The following is a 20,311-nucleotide window of genomic DNA, read 5'->3' as shown; positions in this document are numbered from 1 at the left end:
GAAAATTAAGCCAACATAGTAACCGGATTTTCAATATACGTTTTTAAAGTTTGTAAAAACTGTGCTCCAACAGCACCATCAACGGTTCTATGATCACAAGCCAAGGTTAACATCATTGTATTGCCTACCACAATTTCTCCATTTTTAACTACTGGTTTTTGCACAATTGCTCCAACCGATAAAATTGCAGAGTTAGGTTGATTGATAATTGAAGTAAAACTTTCAATACCAAACATTCCTAAGTTAGAAACGGTAAATGTACTTCCTTGCATTTCTGCAGGAGAAATTTTCTTATTTCTTGCTTTACCAGCCAAATCACGAACAGCAGCACCAATTTGAGTTAAGCTTAATGCATCTGTATGTTTCACTACAGGAACTACTAAGCCTTCATCAACAGCAACAGCAACACCAATATGAATATGACTGTAATATTTTGTTACTTCATCTGTCCATGAAGTGTTTACTTGCGGATGCTTTTTCAATGCCATTGCACACGCTTTTACTACCATATCATTGAATGATATTTTAGTATCAGGAATAGCGTTAATGGTTTTACGAGAAGCCATTGCATTATCCATATCTACTTCAATATTTAAGTAGAAGTGAGGTGCTGTAAATTTAGAGTTCCCTAAACTACGAGCAATTGCTTTACGCATTTGAGAGTTCTTAACTTCTTCAGTTCTTTCTTCACCTGCAATTGCAAAATTAGTTACTGCAGATGGAGCAGAAGTGGTTGCAGCTACAGGAGCTTCAACTTTAGCAGAAGGAGTATAATTCTCAACATCCTTTTTTATGATACGTCCGTTTTCACCAGAACCTTTAACATCAGCTAGGTTGATGCCTTTATCTTTAGCAATTTTCTTAGCTAAAGGTGACGCAAAAACTCTTCCTCCAGAAGTATTATTTGTAGTTTGTTTTTCTTCTTTAGAAGTAACTGCAGTTTCTTTTTTATTTTCAACTTTTGGTTCTTCTTTCTTTTCAGGAGTAGTTTCAGAACCTAAGCTACCATTTTTATGAGCCTCTATTATAGGGGCAACATCAGTTCCTTCTTTACCAATAATTGCTAATAAACTATCAACAGGAGCACTTTCACCTTCATTGACACCAATATGTAATAAAGTTCCAGCATAGAAAGATTCAAATTCCATAGTGGCTTTATCAGTTTCTATTTCAGCTAAAATATCTCCTTCTTCAACAGTGTCTCCTTCTTTTTTTAACCATGAAGCTACTGTACCTTCTACCATTGTATCACTTAAACGAGGCATGGTTACAACTTGAACTCCTTCTGGGATAGTAGCTGAACTTGCAGGGGCAGCTTCTTCTTTTTTCTCTTCTTTAGAGGTTTCAGTAGCTGGAGCAGCAGAGGTTTTTCCATTTAATAATGATGAAAAATCTTCACCTTCTTCTCCAATAATTGCTAACAAGCTGTCTACAGGAGCAGTTTCTCCTTCTTGCACACCAATATGTAGTAATGTTCCTTCATGAAAAGATTCAAACTCCATAGTGGCTTTATCAGTTTCAATTTCAGCTAAGATATCTCCTTCTTCAATTTTATCTCCAACTTTTTTTAACCATGAAGCTACTACTCCTTCTACCATAGTATCACTCAAGCGGGGCATTGTTATAATTGTTGCCATATTTACTTAGTTTTTGCTGGATTTTTTATTTAATGAATGGATAATCTTCTTGTTCGTATACTACATCGTATAATAAATTAGCGTCTGGATATGGTGATTCTTCTGCAAATTTTTCACATTCTTTTACCATATTTTTCACTTCATTATCAATAGCTTTGATCTCATCATCGGTTGCATAATTTTTTTCTTTGATGATATCTAAAACTTGTGTAATTGGATCAATTTTTCTGTACTCTTCAACTTCATCTTTTGTACGATAATGTTGAGCATCAGACATTGAATGACCTCTATAGCGATACGTTTTCATTTCTAAAAATGTTGGTCCGTCACCTCTACGAGCACGTTGTATAGCTTCATCTACAGCTTCAGCAACTTTAATAGGGTTCATACCATCAACTGGTCCACAAGGCATTTCATACCCTAAACCTAATTTCCAAATATCAGTATGGTTTGCTGTTCTTTCTACAGAGGTACCCATTGCGTAACCATTATTTTCTACAATAAAAATTACTGGTAGCTTCCAGTTCATTGCCATATTAAATGTTTCATGTAATGAACCTTGACGAGCAGCACCATCACCAAAATAACATAACGTTACAGCATCGCTACCTTTATATTTGTCACCAAAAGCAATACCAGCACCTAGTGGAATTTGACCACCTACAATACCATGTCCTCCATAAAAACGATGTTCTTTAGAAAAAATATGCATAGAACCTCCCATACCTTGAGATGTTCCGGTTGCTTTACCATATAATTCTGCCATTACTCTTTTAGGATCTTCACCCATACCAATAGGTTGTACGTGATTACGATATGCAGTAATCATTTTATCTTTGGTTAAATCCATAGCATGTAAAGCACCTGCTAAAACAGCTTCTTGACCGTTGTATAAGTGTAAAAAACCTCTTACTTTTTGTTGGATATATACTTGTGCAAGTTTATCTTCAAACTTACGCCAAAAAAGCATGTCTTTATACCAGTTCAGGTAGGTTTCTTTTGTGATTTTTTTCATTCTGAATTTGTTGTTTGTTGTTGCTTAAAAAAAATGCAAGTACAAAAATAATGGTTTTATTCAGAATAAAAAAAGCTTCTATTTAAGAATTAGCGTAAACGATTTCGTGGAGAGACTAAATTGTTGATTTTATGTTAAAAAATAACTATTCTTCATCTCTAATAACTATAGCAATAACTTTTGCACCTTTTGCTAAAAACCAAGTATTAGAAGTTACAACTTCTTTAAAATCATCAAAAACTGTAAAGGCTCCAGTGTTTGGGCGAAGTCTCCCTTCGTCAATTGCTTTAATTTCAATTTTATTAAAACCTATGTCTAAAGGAATTGAAACTATTTGTATAGTGTTTTTTAAGTTTAAGTTTTCAATTAAAGGATTACCGTTTTTATAAATAGAAATAATGTCACCGTCAAGAATGCCAAAATCATAACTACTAATATTTAAATTTTTAGATTTCGTATGAAAGCTACCTAAATCCATATCTATCATTGGAATTTCATAGCCAAATTTTTCTGCATCCTTGTTAAACTTTTGTTGTGCAATCATTTCTGGAGTAATTATCCCAGAATTGTTGAGCTTTTCTTCTTCTTGCTGTTGTTTAATTTTTTGATCCAGCTCTTTCTTAGCAGTTTTAAAACCATTATTATTACCAAAATCTAAAGAAGTGGGTTTGGTAATTTCTTTAACAGGTTGTTTGGTTACACCAATTATTGGTCCTTTTGAATTACCTCCTGTACTAGCATCAACTTGAGCATTCATACACAAAGAACACAAAACAAAACTTGTTAAAAAAGTAAGATGTATCAGTTTATTCATCATGCAAAATTAATAAGCAAAAATAATACCGTTAACTAATTATACTGTATATAAGAATTGTTAAAATTCTATTTTATAGGAAAATTAAAGTATTTTTTTGGAAAAGGCTCGTTACGTAAAGTAAAATGCCACCATTCATTAATATATGGTCTAAACCCGTGCTTCTTCATCATTTTTTGCAGCAAAAATCTATTGTTTTTTTGCTCTTGAGTGAGGTTTTGATAATTAAGATGTGAAATTTTACCAAAAAAATCATACGGACTTCCCATATCTAACTCTTCTCCAGTTTTATGGTTGATTATGGTTAAATCAACAGAGCTACCACGAGAATGACCTGATTTTGTAGCTATATATCCTAATTTAAATAAATAACGTTTGTTTATAGCCGGATAGAACTGTTTTTTCATAATAGTATCATTAATGTCTTTTGCCCAACGAACAAAATGATTAACCGCTTGTTGAGGACGATACGCATCAAATATTTTTAAACTGTATCCTTGCTGTAATAATTCTTGTTGTACTTTTTGTAAAGCTAATGCTGTGGGAGTAGAAGTAATAAGTACACTTTCTTCATAACCATCTACTGGAACTCCTGTAAAGTTGTTATGCGAACAATAACGTAGTTCTTGTTGAATAGTAGGTTCTAGGTCTTGTATGTATGAAAAACCTTCAGGTAAATTTTGTGCAATATTGTTGAAAGCTATACAGCTAAATAGCAAAGAAAAAATCCATTTCATCCAGTAAATGTACTAAAAATGGATTTAAAAGTATTTTGTGATTCTATAAAGATATTAATTGATTTTAATGAAGATGGTGTTTTATAAATAATTTATATACCAAATTAAAGAACGCTGCTATAGAGAAAGTAAAAAAGCCAAAGCTTTACAGCTTTGGCTAAGTAAACCAAGTATTAGTGTATTGGAGTTAGCTAACCAATTTCACTAATTTTTTTCAAGTTAAAATCAACTTATATATTAATGTAGGCTAATAACTTTGGTCATTTGCCATGAATTCTCTTCTTTTTTCCAAACTATTATAAATTTACTGGGAATAGATTTAGCATTTGGTTCTCTATTATTAAAAAATTTATGGTAACCAATTTCAACAGCTCCGTAATTGTTAATAGGATATACTTCAATACTTCCTTTTATTAAAGTACGTGTTACTTTGCCGCAAATATTTTTTTGAGTGGATTTTATAATATCTTCTTTAGAGGTTGATAAACCAGTTTGATCGTGAAGAAATTCAATATTATTATTCAAAATTGTTGCTTGGGTTTTTATATCACAATTATTGTAAGCGTTAAAAAAAATACTGTCCATTTTGCTAATTTCACTATGCAAATTTGTGTTCAATGGTTGATAGGGTGGTATTTCTTGAACTTGCCCATTCATTATCCATGATATTAATAGTGTATATAAAAAGAGTAAGAACTTGTAGAAGAAATTATCTTTAAAAAAATCAAAAAATTCTTTCATAGTTAGTTTTTTTAGTTGAATAGTTGTTACCAAATTCTGAAGTGCACAGAACCGTCATCATTGTAATTTCTAACAAAACCGTGTTCTCCACCATTTATAGTGATGAGTTTATCGCTTTTACCAGAAAATCCATCATTACAATCTACTTTTAAAGAGTAGCTTTTGATTTTTCCATTGTCAAAAAAAGTAGATTCTGAAAAATCAATATCAATATCTTTTTTGTTTTTAAACCATGAAGCTAGTTTTTCAAGCTCTTGTTTTGTAGTATTTTTATCGATGATTAGTTCCGCTTTTATATCATTAATTGTACTATTGAATAAAAAACTTACATCATCATCGTTGTTAGAATTCCAATTATTATGATTGTTTTTTTCTTCCGATTTGTTTTCCTCAATGATATTACAATCTAGACATTCAAAACCTTTTACTGTCATTTTAAAATGGTGGTTTGCCATGTCTCTGTCATAAATATCTTGTGTATTATCCACACTATATAAAAATCGTTTTGAAGAATTTTCAAAGAAAACAGTCGTACCTTCCGGAATATATACTGTAATACTTACTTCCTCGTCTTTCCACATATTTTTAAACTCACTTAAAAAGTAAGCATCAAATACCAATTTATTGTTGTTAGCTGAGTATTTGTAGTTAATTTTCTCTGCTGTTTCTACAGCTAAATGACGTTTTCCGGCTTCTGATTCTTTTTTTATTTCTATATATGGAATACCAGTTTCGCTACGTTCAACATCTAATTTAATATCGTTGGAATATTTTTGTTTTTCATCATTAACATATACTTCTACAGCATTATCTCTTCTGCGTAAATTGTGTTGATAATAAATATCATCATTATTTTGAAACCCTATTTTAAGCGGTTCTTCTTTATTAATAACCAATTCATGCTTCGTTACTTTAGTTCCGTTATATGCATTTGATACAGCAAGTTCTAATCCACTAAATAGTAATCCTAAAAATGAAATTACCCAAATACCTAATAATATTAGTGATGTGGGAGTGCTCAATCGTTTGATGTTAGGAGATAATATTCGTAATCCAAGAATGAATAGAGCTAAAAATGGAAGTCCAATAACCATAAATAAGCAAACACTTAATAACCATTTAGGAATTGTAGTTCCATAGAAGAAGGGAAAGAATTCAGACCAATCACTTTCAAAATTAAACATTTCAAATGTACCTACAGAAAATATTCCTAACAGTATTGAGATCAAAACAATACCGGATATTATCAAAAATAATACACCTAAAAACTTACCAAAAACTTTGAATAAAACAGTAAAAATTTTACCTAAAGTGTCTATAAAATCTTGAGCGCCAGATTTGGTTTGGTTGCGTAATTTTTCATAATCGGCGCTCGAAATCTTATCTGTTAAGTCATTTGCCCCTTCTTTTAGCTTTGTTGATAGGGTTTCAATCTCGTTACGAATTTTTTTTTCTATATTTTCAATATTTACAGGTTCTCCATGCATTTGCAATTTCTCTGCGGTTGTTTTAGCCTCTGGAAGCAAAATCCATAAAACTATATATGCAATTGGAGAAAATCCACTGGCAGTTAACAATATAAATGCTAAACGGATCCAGATTGCGTCAATACCAATAAAGTGCCCTAATCCAGAACAAACACCTCCTAAAAACTTATCATTACCATCTCTAAATAATTTTTTAGTTGCCGTTCTTTTACGTTGGTATGAAGAAGTGGTTTCTGTATAGCTTTCTTCTGCTTCAGCATAATCTTCCGGTTGCCCCATAATAGCAATGATTTCATCAATATCACCTTCGTTTACTACTTGACGAGCATCGGTAATTCTTTCTGATAATAATTCACTAATACGTGCTTCAATATCAGCAATAATCTCATTTTTCCCTTGTGGATCGTCACTTAACGATCTAGCAATAGCGTCTAAATATCGTTTTAGTTTTTGGTAGGCAGTTTCATCAATATGGAAGAAAAATCCGCCTAAATTTATATTGATAGTCTTATTCATTTGTAGTTGATTTTGAGTTTGTTACTTGGTTTACAGCAATTACTAAATTATTCCAGGTTTTGTCTAATTCTTTTAAAAATAAGGTTCCGTTTTCGGTTAAAACGTAATATTTTCTTGGTGGACCAGAGGTTGATTCTTCCCACCTGTAAGATAAAAGTCCCGCGTTTTTCAATCGTGTTAAAAGAGGATAAATAGTTCCTTCAACCACAATCATTTCAGCGGCTTTTAGCGTTTCTAGTATTTCAGAAGTGTAAGCATCTCCTTTTTGTAAAATAGATAAGATGCAGTACTCTAAAACACCTTTTCGCATTTGGGCTTTTGTGTTTTCTATCTTCATTGAGTGTGGTTTATTTTATAAAGTTAATAGTAAACGGATATTCATATCTTTCTCCATTATTAGCTTTCATTGCAGCAATAATGATAAGTGCAATTTTGATGAATGAAATGATAATACCTACTAAAGATCCTACGCCAAACCAACCAAATAATCCGTGATGGTTAAAATCGTGACCAAAATCAATATCAACACCGTTAAAAACATCAAAAATATTTCCGAATAAAAAAGAAAAGAAAGAAGCACTTAAAATAAAAATATATAAAGCAAAACTGATATTAAAGTTTACAGCTTCTTTACCGTGATGGTCTAAAAATTCACTTTTCTCTTTTTGTGTTTGCCAAAGTATAAGAGGTGTTATAATGCTTCCAAATGGAAATAAATATCCAGCAAAAGAGGATATGTGCATTAAAAAAGCGTTTGTATTTTCACTGTTGTTATTCATAATAAATGATTTGTATAATACTTTACAATGCAAATATATATCTAAAAAAAGGTATTATGCAATACATAGTACTAAAATTTAACATTTATTAACATTTTAAATTGATTATTTTATGGTGAAAAAAACCGTACATTGCAGGTAAATACTAATAAAATGAAGTTTACACCCTCAACAATTAATACTTTTTTATTTTTTAAATTACCCTCCGCTTTTTTGGTAGGAGCGAGAGTAAAATCTATATCAGAAGAGAAATCAATAGTAAATATTAAGCATAGATGGATTAATCAAAACCCGTTTAAAAGTATGTTTTGGGCTGTTCAAGGAATGGCAGCAGAATTATCTACAGGAATTTTAGTCATGCAATCAATTCAGAATTCAGGCAAGAAAATTTCTATGTTAGTCACTAATATGAATGCAGCGTTTACAAAAAAAGCAGTAGGAAAAATAAGATTTGAATGTAATCAAGGAATAGAAATTACAAATGCTATTCAAAGAGCTGTTGAAACTGGTGAGGGACAAACAATTGTTGTAGTTTCAGAAGGGATTAATGAAGATGGGGTTTCTGTTTCAAAATTTGAATTTGAATGGAGTTTGAAAGTAAAACAGTAACAAATTATGACAAAAACCGTCTAACAATAAAACACTAATTATTATGAATGCACACGAAATAGATTACCATATTTATGGTGAAGAAATGCAATATGTTGAAATTGAACTCGATCCTCAAGAAGGTGTAGTTGCCGAAAGCGGTAGCTTTATGATGATGGACAACGAGGTGAAAATGAATACCATTTTTGGAGATGGTTCTAATCAAGAAAGGGGAGTTTTAGGTAAATTATTCTCGGCAGGAAAACGATTGTTAACAGGAGAAAGTTTATTTATGACTGTTTTTACCAATGTAGGACAAGGCAAAAAACAAGTATCTTTTGCATCACCTTACCCAGGAAAAATTATACCTATTGATTTAACAGAATTTGGAGGTAAATTTATTTGCCAAAAAGATGCTTTTTTATGTGCAGCCAAAGGAGTTTCTATAGGAGTTGAATTTTCTAGAAAATTAGGAAGAGGTTTGTTTGGAGGTGAAGGCTTTATTATGCAAAAAATGGAAGGTGACGGAATGGGATTCATTCATGCTGGAGGAACCATGGCTAAAAAAGTATTACAACCGGGGGAAGTTTTAAAAGTTGATACAGGGTGTATTGTTGGGTTTACCAAAGAGGTGGATTATGATATTGAATTTGTAGGAGGGATTAGAAATACTGTTTTTGGTGGAGAAGGATTGTTTTTCGCAACGCTTAGAGGACCAGGTACAGTGTATATTCAATCGTTACCGTTTAGTAGGTTAGCAGGTAGAGTTTTAGCAATGGCACCACAAACAGGTAGAGGTGATAGAGGAGAAGGAAGTATTTTAGGAGGCATTGGTGATATTATTGATGGAGATAACCGTTTTTAAAATAAAAACATAAGGCATAAAAAAATCCGCTGAAACTTTCAGCGGATTTTTTTATTTATTTTCTATTTGAATTAGATACCTAATTCTTCAAAAATCTCTTCTAATTTATCACCCTCACTTGGTCTTGGTGCATTAGCCGTTACAATTTTTCCATCAGGATCAATTAAGATAAATCTTGGTAATCCTTTAATTAAGTAGTCTTGAGCAAAATCTAAATCTAAATGACTTTTACCACTAAATAATTGTACCCCAGTCATTTCTTTTTCTTCAATGGTTTCTTCCCATTTTTTCTTTTTGTCTCTCGTATCTACATTAATGCTTACAAATTCAATGTTTTTACCATGGTATTGTTGTTCCATTCTTTTAAGTAAAGGAATTTCTTTTTTACAGAAACTACACCAAGTAGCCCAAACATCAATATATATGTATTTTCCTTTGCCAGTTAAGTCATCTAAAGAAGTTTTTCCTCCATTATAGTTGTCAAAATTTTTGAATTTAGGAGATGGTTGTCCCTTAGCAGTTAACTTAAGTTTATTGTACATTTCAGTTATCTCCTTCTTATTATCTTCATTTGTAGAGTATGCCATGTACTTATCATAATACTCTTTTAACTCTGAAGTATAAGTAATACTAACTAAAGCAGCTTTATGAATTAAATCGTTTTTAATAAGAGGGTCTGTAACTTCTGTTTGAACAGTTTCTAAGTATGATAAGTTAAAGTCACTATCTTCACGACTCTTTTTATTAGTGATGTCGTCTAATCTTCTTTTAACTAGGTCTCTATAATGCTTAGAGAAAATATAATCATCAGCATTACTTAAAGCTACAGAAGTTGGAATATCAATAGGGAAACTATCAGATACTTTAAACTCATCATCTCCATATAAGATACGATGGAATTTTTCATAGTTGTATAAACCTATAGCTAACTCATAATTAATATTTCTTTTTTCTAAAGCTAAATAGTCAGCAGGAAGTTGAGATGCGTCAGCTAAATCTTCTAATTCAGATTTGTACTCATCCATTTTGCTTAAAAACTCATCTTCATTTAAAGCAAACAACTTGTTAGGATTTCCTAAAATAGCACCAAACTTCTTTTTTCTTTCTGCTAAATAATTATTAATGCTTGCATTTGGACCTTCAAAAGTAGGGTCTTCAGTACGTTTTTTAGCATCAACTATAATTTTTAAATCTTCAACTGAAGATAAATATACATCAACAGGTCTTTTACCAATTTTTAATGTATAATGACCAGGAGTAATATTTTTTAAAGTATCTGTAAACGTTTTAGTTTTTCTATCAAAACGAATTCTTTTTTCAAAATTATAACCGGTCAAAGTCATACTTCTACTTCTGAAATTCTCTACTTCTCCAGATAATACTGCATAGTCTTTAGGCTTTTCTTTATCACAAGAGAATAGCAATGTAACGGTTAAACCTAAGAGGATTATTTTTTTCATGTTTCTATATTTTTGGGGTAAATATAATTATGATTTAAGGTTCGAAAGTAGTTTTTTTTTATTTCAAGTCAAAATCTTTAACAAAAAAATTTGGAAAAAAAACTCTGTTTGCTGACTTTTGGCGCACAAAACAAGAAAAAATGGATATTCATTATATAACATCAAATACCTTAAATTTAGAAACAATTCATCATATTTTATTAAATAATTTAAAAATAGCGCTATCTGATGACGCTAAAAATAAAATTTGTAAATGTAGATTGTATTTAAATGAAAGAATGAAACAAGAGCAAAATCCTATTTATGGGATTAATACAGGATTTGGTTCTTTATGTAATGTAAAGATTGCAGGGAATGATCTTCAGCAACTACAAGAAAACTTAGTAATGAGTCATGCTTGTGGTACGGGAGAAGAAGTGCCAAGTGAAATTGTCAAGTTAATGTTGTTGCTTAAAATACAATCGTTAAGTTATGGTCATTCGGGGGTGCAATTGGAAACTGTGGAGCGTTTAGTAGCTTTATACAATAATAATATAGTACCTGTTGTGTATACGCAAGGTTCATTAGGTGCTTCTGGAGATTTATCTCCACTGGCACATCTTTCTTTACCATTAATAGGTATGGGAGAAGTTTATGTTGATGATGAAAGAATTTCTGGTGAAGAATTGCTTACAAAGTTTTCTTGGGAGAAGATTAAATTACAATCTAAAGAAGGATTAGCATTGTTAAACGGAACACAGTTTATGAGTGCATATGGAGTACATAATTTATTAAAAGCATATAAATTATCATATTTAGCTGATGTAATTGGAACGGTTTCTTTAGAAGGGTTTGATGGAAGGATAGAACCTTTTAATCAGTTAATTCATTTGGTGCGTCCTCATAACGGTCAGTTGAAAACTGCTGAAAGAATTAAAGAGTTGTTACAAGATAGCGAATTGATCCATCAACCAAAACAACATGTTCAAGATCCGTATTCTTTTAGATGTATGCCTCAAGTGCACGGAGCTACAAAGGATACATTAGATTTTGTGAAGAAGACATTTTTAACAGAAATCAATTCGGTGACGGATAATCCGAATATTTTTGTTGATGAAAATGAAATTATTTCAGGAGGAAATTTCCACGGGCAACCCTTAGCGTTAGCCTTAGATTATTTAGCCATTGCTGTTGCTGAATTAGGGAATATTTCTGAAAGAAGAACCTATCAATTAGTTTCTGGGTTGAGAGAATTGCCAGCGTTTTTAGTTTCGAACCCGGGATTAAATAGCGGATTTATGATTCCGCAATACACTGCAGCAAGTATCGTAAGTGCTAATAAACAATTATGTACACCGTCAAGTATTGATTCTATTGTTTCTTCAAACGGACAAGAAGATCATGTGAGTATGGGAGCAAACGCAGCAGTGAAAGCTAAAAAAGTGATGGATAACGTGCAGTCGGTATTAGCTATTGAATTGATGAATGCTTCGCAAGCATTGTCTTTCAGAAAACATAAAACGTCCCCGTTTTTAGATTCGTTTGTAACTATGTTCAGGCAAGATGTTCCGGTTGTAGAGGAGGACAGAGTGCTGCATAATGATATTAAAGCATCAGAAGCGTTTATCGAAAATTTAACTATAGAAACCTCAGAATTGTTGTAACATGTCAAAAGTTGTATTAATCACAGGAGCATCCTCAGGAATTGGAAAAGCCATTGCAAATTTTTTACATCAAAAAGGATTTGTAGTATATGGTACGAGTAGAAACCCTGAAAAAGTTACAAATGTTCCGTTCAAAATGATTGCTTTAGATGTTTTGGATGTTGAAACTATAAAAAAAGCAGTATCAACAATTGTTGATAAAGAAGGTAAGCTTGATGTGTTAATAAATAATGCTGGAAAAGGAATTACAGGTCCTATTGAAGACACCCCAACAGATGAAATGAAGTCGAATTTTGATACGAACGTTTTCGGACCTATTGAGGTAATGAAAGCGGTGTTACCGCAAATGCGTAAGCAAAAATCGGGTAAAATTATCAATGTAACTTCAATTGCAGGGTATATGGGTTTGCCTTTTAGAGGAGTTTATTCTGCAAGTAAAGGTGCTTTAGAATTAATCACTGAAGCCATCAGTATGGAGGTTAAAAACTTTGGAATTGATGTGGTAAACGTTGCACCTGGTGATTTTGCAACCAACATTGCTGCGGGTAGATATCATACACCTGTTTTTGAAGATTCTGCATACAAAGAAAAATATGCTGAAAACTTAGCGTTAATGGATAATCATGTAGATGCTGGAATGGATCCGGAAGTGATGGCAAAAGCAGTGTTGAATATTATCAATGCAAACAACCCAAAAATACATTATAAAGTAGGCGGCTTTATGGAGAAATTCTCCATTGTTTTAAAACGTATTTTGCCTGATAAAGTTTACGAAAAACTCTTAATGAATCATTATAAGTTGTAAATTCGCAACGCGTTAGGGATTGAGCAAATTGTTTGAGCTCTTTTATGACATAAAAAGCGAGTTGCGAAAGCCCGCTCGAACGCCCAAATACTATTTTAGAACACAACTATTAAACATATTTTTACATGAAATTTTTCATTGACACAGCAAACTTAGACCAAATTAAAGAAGCGCAAGCATTGGGTATTTTAGACGGGGTAACAACCAATCCGTCTTTAATGGCTAAAGAAGGAATTACTGGCGAGCAAAACATTTTAAACCACTACAAAGCAATTTGTGAAATTGTTGATGGCGATGTTTCTGCAGAGGTGATTGCTACTGACTTTGACGGAATGATTAAAGAAGGGGAAGCGTTAGCGGCTTTACATCCGCAAATTGTGGTAAAATTACCAATGATTGCTGATGGAGTTAAGGCTTGTAAATATTTTTCAGACAAAGGAATTAAAACCAACGTAACATTAGTGTTTTCTGCAGGACAAGCATTATTAGCAGCCAAAGCAGGAGCAACATATGTATCGCCATTTATTGGTCGTTTAGATGATATTTCTACTGATGGATTGAATTTAATTTCAGAAATCCGTCAGATTTACGATAACTATATGTTCGAAACTGAAATTTTAGCAGCATCTGTACGTCATACAATGCATGTTATTGATTGTGCTAAAATTGGAGCTGATGTTATGACTGGTCCGTTAAGCGCAATTTCTGGATTGTTAAAGCATCCGTTAACTGACATCGGATTAGAAAAATTCTTAGCAGATTATAAAAAAGGAAACTAACCAACATCGTTGGATTTAGTATATTGTCATTCCCGCGAAAGCGGGAATCTCATTTTTTAAAGGTTTTATGTTCTCAAAAAAACAACTAGCACAATTAGTCATTTCAGCGTGTCAACAATTTAAAATTGATACGGCAGTAATTTCTCCAGGTTCACGTAATGCACCGTTAACAGTAGGTTTTTCTAATGCTCAAAATATTCAAACAATAAGTGTTGTTGATGAGCGTTGCGCTGCGTTTTTTGCAATGGGTATTGCGCAGCAAACTCAAAAACCTGTGGCAGTTGTTTGTACTTCGGGGTCAGCTTTGTTGAATTATTATCCGGCAATAGCGGAAGCTTTCTACAGTAAAATACCGCTCCTAATAATTTCGGCAGATAGACCAAAACATTTAATTGATATTGGTGACGGACAGACCATTCGTCAGGAAAATGTGTTTGATAATCACATTTTATGTTCAGCTAATTTAGTTGAAGGAGAGAATGATGCGAATGCTAAAAAAATAGCAGAAGCTATTCAAACTGCTATAATACAAAAAGGGCCGGTACATATTAATGTTCCTTTTGAAGAACCTTTGTATGAAACCGTTGATGAAATTGATAATGTCATTGAGAACAAGGTGAAGCAATCTTTTAATGAGATTACTTCTTTTCCACTTCGACTTCGCTCAGTGTCCACTCGTAATGACGGTACAGATTATCAAAAACTATCATCCATTTGGAATACATCACAGCAAAAATTGGTTTTAGTAGGTGTGAACTTTCCTTCGGAAGAGCTGCAACAGACTTTAAATAAGTTAGCAGAAGATGATTCGGTATTGGTAATGACTGAGACAACGTCTAACTTAAATAATGATAAGTTTATCAACTCTATTGATAAATTAATTACTAAGTTGGATGACGAAGGTTTTAAGAAATTACAACCCGATGTGTTACTAACTTTTGGTGGAATGGTAGTTTCTAAACGCATTAAACAGTTTTTAAGAAAATACAAACCGAAACATCATTGGCATGTGGATGAGCATACTAAATTAGATACGTATTTCTGTTTATCAGAATTTATTCAAGAAAAACCATCTGAATTTTTGTCAGAATTCATTACTAAAACTGAAAAAATTGAAAGTGGTTATCAATCGTATTGGTTGTCGGAAAAAGCTTCAAGAGCAAAAAATCATCAGCAATTTATAAAAGAAATTGAATATTCTGATTTAAAGGTTTTTAATGAGGTTTTACAATCTATTCCTGATAACTCACAAGTGCAAATCAGTAACAGTTCTATTATACGTTATGCTCAGTTGTTTGATGTAAATCCGACTTTGCAAGTTTTTTGTAACAGAGGAACGAGCGGAATTGACGGAAGCACATCTACAGCAATAGGAGCTGCTTTTGCAAGTGAGAAACAAACAGTTTTTATTACTGGAGATATTAGCTTTTTTTACGATAGTAATGCGTTGTGGAATTCGCATATTTCGAAGAGTTTTCGAATTATTTTACTGAATAATAACGGAGGCGGAATTTTCAAAATTATTCCAGGACCAAAATCTACCAACGCGTTGAGTTATTTTGAAACTCCGCACGGATTAACAGCTCAACATTTGGCAAAAATGTTTGGATTTGAATATCAATCAGCAAATACAATAGAGGAAGTTAAAAAAGAACTAAATTCTTTTTATACAGAATCTGATCAACCAAAAATTTTAGAAATTTTTACTCCGTCAACTTTAAACGACGTAGTTTTGCAACAATATTTTAATAGTTTATAATGGATTTAAAAGAAGGAGATAAGGTAGAGTTGATAATTGGCTTACGAACAGCGTTGGGTTATACGGTTTTGATTAATGAAACGTATGAAGGATTGTTGTATGCTAATGAAGTGTTTTCCGATTTAGAAGAAGGAATGCGTACAACTGGTTATGTAAAGAAAATCCGTGAAGATGAAAAAATAGATGTATCATTACGTCCGCAAGGATTTAAAAACGTAATTGATACTGATATTGATAAAATTTTGAATAAACTAGAAGAAAAAGGCTTCTTGTTATTAACAGATAAAAGCTCTCCCGAATCGATTAAATTTCACTTACAAATGAGTAAAAAAGCATTCAAGAGAGCTATTGGTAGTTTGTATAAGCAACAAAAAATTGTTTTAAAAGAAGATAGAATTGAATTGAAGAAGTAAGCTATTCTTCATCTTCTTCGTCTTCTTCATCTTGCTCTAAGGGCGTTTCTTCAATAGGTGCGTCTTGTTCAAGTTTTGCTGTTTTTGCTGCATTTTCTACACGAAGAATATTTTCATAAAAAGCTTCTGTATTTGGGTTAGATAACTCCATCTTACCATAGGCTTCTTTATAGTAAAATAATGCTTGTTCGTAATTTCTTCCTAATTCATGATATTTACCAACGTAGTATTCTCCTAAGTGAGATTCTGCATGCTTTATCATAACAAAATCACCTAAAACACGTAGGTAATCTCCATCCATTTTATCAATAACAATACTTTCAATAGCATAAATATCTTCAAAACGGACATTTAAATTCGTTCCATATAAGTACTCAATATCTATATATTTATTCTCTAAATATTTGATGGCATCTAACGGATCTAACTCTTTAATATTAGCATCATATTCTTCTTTTGAAATTCTTGAATACAATTCAAATAACTTAGCAAAAGCTCTTGGAGGTGCTTTTGAAATAGCTGAAGGTTTGTTAGGTGCATCTTCAAACTTATCAAAAGTCAGGTGTAGTTTTTCAGTTTCTAAGTTGGTTAATGCTTCTGTTAGTTGCTTGTAAAGCTTTTTACTGCTCTGGCTTTCAAAAGGATTTGTACTCATGTATAAGTAAAAATCGTTGTCAATATCATCCAACCTTTTTAAGTTATAAGTACCCAGTAAGCGAGCTGTTTGCTCATTCATTTCCGGAGAAATTGCTACATATCCATTAAAAATAGGCTTTGGTTCTTCTAAAAAATGTAATAAAAAGTTAGCTCCAATTCCATCACCTACAATAGTTAAAAAAGGAGATGTTTTGTAATTGGTATCTAAATAAGGAATTACTTCTTTTTTGATATAATTGTAAAATTTAGAACTATTAGTGGTTAAAGCACCATTAGTTTCTACTGTTGATACGTCTTGATTTATACTGTAATCAGTATCTAACCCCACAACAATTTGTTTAGGAGCTAAATCAGCTTTTGCATAAATTTTTGAGTTTCCAACATATAAATCAAACAAATAATCACTATCTAAAACAATGGCTACAGGGTATTTATGTGTCGTGTCAGATTCATATCCTTTCGGTAAATGGATTTTTAAATCACGGTTTTTACCAAACTCAATAGAGTTTAATTTTTTATGTAAAGTAGTTTGTGCAATGGTTAAAGCACTAAATATTAAAGCAACAATTACAAATATCTGTTTCATGGGGTTAAATATTAACTTGTCAAATATAAAAAGATAAAATAAAGTTATTATACTATTTTTGTTGTTCTAATAACGACAATTTTTTGAAATTATGATAAAACCCGACTGGAAAACTGCAAAAGTTTATGATGATATAACCTACAAAAAGTCGCATAACGTAGCAAGAATAGCGTTTAACCGCCCAAATGTACGTAATGCATTTAGACCACATACCACTTCAGAATTATTAGATGCTTTTCATGACGCGCATGAAGATACTGACATTGGGGTGGTGTTATTATCTGCCGAAGGACCTTCAACCAAAGATGGAGTGTGGAGTTTTTGCTCGGGTGGTGATCAAAATGCACGCGGGCATCAAGGATACGTTGGGCAAGATGGTTATCATCGTTTAAATATTTTAGAAGTACAACGTTTAATACGTTTTATGCCAAAAGCGGTGATTTGTGTAGTTCCTGGTTGGGCAGTAGGTGGCGGACATAGTTTACATGTTACTTGCGATTTAACCTTAGCAAGTAAAGAACACGCTATTTTTAAACAAACGGATGCCGATGTAACTTCGTTTGATGCTGGTTATGGTTCTGCATATTTAGCTAAAATGGTAGGGCAAAAAAAGGCGCGTGAAATCTTTTTCTTAGGAAGAAATTACTCTGCACAAGAAGCTTATGAAATGGGAATGGTAAATGCGGTAATACCTCATGACGAGTTAGAGCAAACAGCGTTTGATTGGGCGCAAGAAATTTTAGCAAAATCACCAACGTCTATTAAAATGTTAAAGTTTGCAATGAACTTAACTGACGACGGAATGGTGGGTCAGCAAGTATTTGCAGGAGAGGTTACTCGTTTAGCGTATATGACAGATGAGGCTAAAGAAGGGCGTGATGCTTTCTTAGAAAAACGTAAGCCTAACTTCCCTAAAAAGTGGATTCCTTAATCAATTATTAAATTTAAAATTATGAATTACGAATTGTTTTGAAGTTTGTAATTTATAATTATTTATTCGTAATTATTTATGAAAATAATTTGTATCGGTCGCAATTATGCGAAACATATTGAAGAATTAGCTAATGAAAAACCAGAAAATCCGGTAGTGTTTTTAAAACCAGATTCAGCTATTCTTCCCAAAAAAATGCCATTTTTCATTCCGCCATTTTCCAATGACGTACATTATGAAGTAGAGGTATTGGTAAAAATCAATAAGGTTGGTAAACATATTTCATCAAAATTTGCACATAAATACTATGATACCATTGGTTTGGGAATAGATTTTACTGCACGAGATGTTCAGGCAAAATGTAAAGAAAAAGGGTTGCCTTGGGAAAAAGCAAAAGCTTTTGATGGAAGTGCTGTTGTAGGTGAGTTCTATCCGAAAGAAGAATTTAATCTAGAAAATTTATCATTTCAATTATTAAAGAACGATGAGGTGGTGCAAGATGGTAATACTTCTAATATGATGTGGAAAATTGATGAATTAATTAGTTATGTATCACAATATTTTACCTTAAAAAAAGGAGATATTATTTTTACCGGTACTCCAGCTGGAGTAGGTAAAGTTACTGAAGAAGATGTATTGACTGGAACTATTGAAGGGAAACAAGCGTTTCAAATTAAAGTTAAATAATTGATAAAGAATGTCATTCCTGCGAAGGCAGGAATCTCAAAGTAAAATAAAAAAAGATTCCTGCCTTCGCAGGAATGACAATATAAAATGAATGCAGAAATCATAACGATTGGTGATGAAATTTTAATTGGGCAAATTGTAGATACTAATTCGCAATGGATTGCTCAAGAATTGAACAAAATAGGAGTTTCCGTTCATCAAATTTCTTCTATCCAAGACAATAAAGAACACATTCTTGAAGCTTTAAAAGAAGCGGAAGGTAGAGCAGATATTGTTATAATAACAGGTGGTTTGGGACCTACCAAAGATGATATTACCAAAACTACTATTGCTGAATACTTTAACGACACTTTAGAGCTTAAGCAAGAAATAGTAGAGCATATTCAAGAATTGTTTTCTAAGTATAACATTCCTTTTGGTGAGCTCAACAGGCAACAAGGACTGTTACCTACTAAAGCAACTTGGTTACATAACCGATTAGGAACTGCCCCCGGAATGTGGTTTTATGAAAACAATACGGTTTTTGTGTCCTTACCAGGTGTTCCTTATGAAATGAAAGGTTTGATAAAAGATGAAGTTTTACCCAAAATTCAGGAGCAATTTCATTTACCCTATATTTTCCATAAAACCTTGCTAACTTATGGCATGGGAGAAAGTTCTATTGCAGAAAGAATAGAGAAGTGGGAAGATGATTTACCAGGATTTATAAAACTTGCGTATCTGCCATCTTTTGGAAGCGTTCGTTTACGTTTAACAGCAAAAGGTCAAGATAAAGAACCGTTAGAAACAGCAATCAACACCAAAACAGAAGAACTTAAGAAGCTACTTTCTGATATTTTTGTCGGGTATGATGGCAGCGAAAGTCTTGAAAAACAAATAGGAGATCTTTTAAAATTTAAAAAGAAAACCATTGGAACTGCTGAAAGCTTAACAGGTGGAAAAATAGCATCTACCATAGTTTCAGTTCCAGGAGCTTCATCTTACTTCAAAGGAAGTTTGGTAACTTATACAGCAGAGTTAAAAACTCAGTTGTTGGGAGTCTCATCAAAAACTATTGAAGAGCATACTGTGGTAAGCAAGGAAGTAGCAGAAGAAATGGTTAAAGGAGCCATTGAAAAACTTAAAACAGATTATGCTATTGCTGTCACAGGGAATGCGGGGCCAACTACAGACAATAATAATAAAGATGTAGGCGTAGTTTATATAGCTATAGCATATAAAAATGAAGTGGAAGTACATGAGTTTAACTTTGGGCAACCCAGAGAAAAAGTAATAAACAGAACCATAAACAAAGCTTTAGAGCTGGTGCAAAAAATAATTCTAAAAAATTAACTTAGAATATTTTGTTTAATTTGGTAAAATGTTTGTATATTTGCACCTCGTTTAGAAATAACACTAAAAACTGTCAACAA

20 protein-coding genes are annotated in these 20,311 nt (G+C 32.4%); 10 read left to right on the top strand and 10 right to left on the bottom strand.

The genetic code is table 11. The annotated features are described in order from the left end of the window. Positions 1-5: 5 nt before the first annotated feature. The 8 genes from SLH33_RS03985 to SLH33_RS03950 form a co-directional block, all read right to left on the bottom strand. Complete coding sequence (locus SLH33_RS03985; protein WP_320417782.1) at positions 6-1,637, bottom strand: pyruvate dehydrogenase complex dihydrolipoamide acetyltransferase; 1,632 nt, start codon at positions 1,635-1,637, stop codon at positions 6-8. Positions 1,638-1,662: 25 nt separating this feature from the next. After that, a complete protein-coding gene (gene pdhA, locus SLH33_RS03980; protein WP_320417781.1) occupies positions 1,663-2,652 on the bottom strand; it encodes a pyruvate dehydrogenase (acetyl-transferring) E1 component subunit alpha in 990 nt (329 codons plus the stop codon). A gap of 145 nt (positions 2,653-2,797) precedes the next feature. Further along, positions 2,798-3,409, bottom strand: coding sequence for a hypothetical protein (locus tag SLH33_RS03975; protein ID WP_320417780.1), 612 nt, complete (start codon positions 3,407-3,409; stop codon positions 2,798-2,800). A 125-nt stretch (positions 3,410-3,534) separates the two neighbouring features. Next, positions 3,535-4,203 (bottom strand): M15 family metallopeptidase, encoded by a 669-nt coding sequence (locus SLH33_RS03970; RefSeq protein WP_320417779.1) that lies wholly within the window; start codon positions 4,201-4,203, stop codon positions 3,535-3,537. Between the two features lie 237 nt (positions 4,204-4,440). Then, complete coding sequence (locus SLH33_RS03965; RefSeq protein ID WP_320417778.1) at positions 4,441-4,944, bottom strand: nuclear transport factor 2 family protein; 504 nt, start codon at positions 4,942-4,944, stop codon at positions 4,441-4,443. A 26-nt stretch (positions 4,945-4,970) separates the two neighbouring features. Continuing rightward, a complete protein-coding gene (locus SLH33_RS03960) occupies positions 4,971-6,947 on the bottom strand; it encodes a PspC domain-containing protein (RefSeq protein WP_320417777.1) in 1,977 nt (658 codons plus the stop codon). Continuing rightward, complete coding sequence (locus tag SLH33_RS03955) at positions 6,940-7,284, bottom strand: PadR family transcriptional regulator (RefSeq protein WP_320417776.1); 345 nt, start codon at positions 7,282-7,284, stop codon at positions 6,940-6,942. Before SLH33_RS03955 ends, SLH33_RS03960 begins: the two co-directional genes overlap by 8 nt. Positions 7,285-7,294: 10 nt before the next feature. Continuing rightward, positions 7,295-7,726, bottom strand: a complete 432-nt coding sequence (locus tag SLH33_RS03950; protein ID WP_320417775.1) for a DUF4870 domain-containing protein — start codon at positions 7,724-7,726, stop codon at positions 7,295-7,297. 153 nt (positions 7,727-7,879) lie between these two features. Between SLH33_RS03950 and SLH33_RS03945 the strand changes: the two genes are divergently transcribed. Both SLH33_RS03945 and SLH33_RS03940 read left to right on the top strand, forming a co-directional pair. Further along, positions 7,880-8,335: a DUF4442 domain-containing protein gene (locus tag SLH33_RS03945; protein WP_320417774.1), complete on the top strand. Its 456-nt coding sequence runs from the start codon at positions 7,880-7,882 to the stop codon at positions 8,333-8,335. A gap of 43 nt (positions 8,336-8,378) precedes the next feature. Further along, positions 8,379-9,179 carry a TIGR00266 family protein gene (locus SLH33_RS03940; RefSeq protein WP_320417773.1) on the top strand — a complete coding sequence of 267 codons (801 nt, stop codon included), beginning with the start codon at positions 8,379-8,381 and terminating at the stop codon, positions 9,177-9,179. 71 nt (positions 9,180-9,250) lie between these two features. Here SLH33_RS03940 and SLH33_RS03935 read toward each other — a convergent pair whose 3' ends face one another. After that, entirely contained in the window at positions 9,251-10,639 is a 1,389-nt protein-coding gene (locus tag SLH33_RS03935) for a TlpA disulfide reductase family protein (protein WP_320417772.1), read from the bottom strand. A gap of 140 nt (positions 10,640-10,779) precedes the next feature. Here SLH33_RS03935 and hutH point away from each other — a divergent pair, with 140 nt between their 5' ends. The 5 genes from hutH to SLH33_RS03910 all read left to right on the top strand — a co-directional run bounded on the left by hutH (position 10,780) and on the right by SLH33_RS03910 (position 16,038). After that, the gene (gene hutH / locus SLH33_RS03930) at positions 10,780-12,282 is read left to right on the top strand and encodes a histidine ammonia-lyase (RefSeq protein WP_320417771.1); all 1,503 of its coding nucleotides are present in this window, start codon (positions 10,780-10,782) and stop codon (positions 12,280-12,282) included. A 1-nt stretch (position 12,283) separates the two neighbouring features. Further along, a complete protein-coding gene (locus tag SLH33_RS03925) occupies positions 12,284-13,087 on the top strand; it encodes an SDR family oxidoreductase (RefSeq protein ID WP_320417770.1) in 804 nt (267 codons plus the stop codon). 125 nt (positions 13,088-13,212) lie between these two features. Then, positions 13,213-13,866, top strand: coding sequence for a fructose-6-phosphate aldolase (gene fsa / locus SLH33_RS03920; RefSeq protein WP_320417769.1), 654 nt, complete (start codon positions 13,213-13,215; stop codon positions 13,864-13,866). Between the two features lie 67 nt (positions 13,867-13,933). Then, positions 13,934-15,625, top strand: coding sequence for a 2-succinyl-5-enolpyruvyl-6-hydroxy-3-cyclohexene-1-carboxylic-acid synthase (gene menD, locus SLH33_RS03915; RefSeq protein ID WP_320417768.1), 1,692 nt, complete (start codon positions 13,934-13,936; stop codon positions 15,623-15,625). Next, the gene (locus SLH33_RS03910; RefSeq protein ID WP_320417767.1) at positions 15,625-16,038 is read left to right on the top strand and encodes a DNA-binding protein; all 414 of its coding nucleotides are present in this window, start codon (positions 15,625-15,627) and stop codon (positions 16,036-16,038) included. The genes menD and SLH33_RS03910 overlap by 1 nt, the downstream gene beginning before the upstream one ends. A 1-nt stretch (position 16,039) precedes the next feature. Here the strand turns inward: SLH33_RS03910 and SLH33_RS03905 are convergent, their stop codons facing one another. Then, positions 16,040-17,281 carry an alpha/beta hydrolase gene (locus SLH33_RS03905; protein ID WP_320417766.1) on the bottom strand — a complete coding sequence of 414 codons (1,242 nt, stop codon included), beginning with the start codon at positions 17,279-17,281 and terminating at the stop codon, positions 16,040-16,042. 91 nt (positions 17,282-17,372) lie between these two features. Here SLH33_RS03905 and SLH33_RS03900 point away from each other — a divergent pair, with 91 nt between their 5' ends. The 3 genes from SLH33_RS03900 to SLH33_RS03890 all read left to right on the top strand — a co-directional run bounded on the left by SLH33_RS03900 (position 17,373) and on the right by SLH33_RS03890 (position 20,231). Beyond that, positions 17,373-18,212: a 1,4-dihydroxy-2-naphthoyl-CoA synthase gene (locus SLH33_RS03900; protein ID WP_320417765.1), complete on the top strand. Its 840-nt coding sequence runs from the start codon at positions 17,373-17,375 to the stop codon at positions 18,210-18,212. A 78-nt stretch (positions 18,213-18,290) separates the two neighbouring features. Beyond that, complete coding sequence (locus SLH33_RS03895) at positions 18,291-18,899, top strand: fumarylacetoacetate hydrolase family protein (RefSeq protein ID WP_320417764.1); 609 nt, start codon at positions 18,291-18,293, stop codon at positions 18,897-18,899. 87 nt (positions 18,900-18,986) lie between these two features. Next, positions 18,987-20,231: a competence/damage-inducible protein A gene (locus SLH33_RS03890; protein ID WP_320417763.1), complete on the top strand. Its 1,245-nt coding sequence runs from the start codon at positions 18,987-18,989 to the stop codon at positions 20,229-20,231. Positions 20,232-20,311 lie beyond the last annotated feature (80 nt).

The organism is Tenacibaculum sp. IB213877, assembly GCF_034043975.1.
Taxonomy (GTDB): domain Bacteria; phylum Bacteroidota; class Bacteroidia; order Flavobacteriales; family Flavobacteriaceae; genus Polaribacter.
This window is presented reverse-complemented; position numbering and strand designations above follow the sequence as displayed.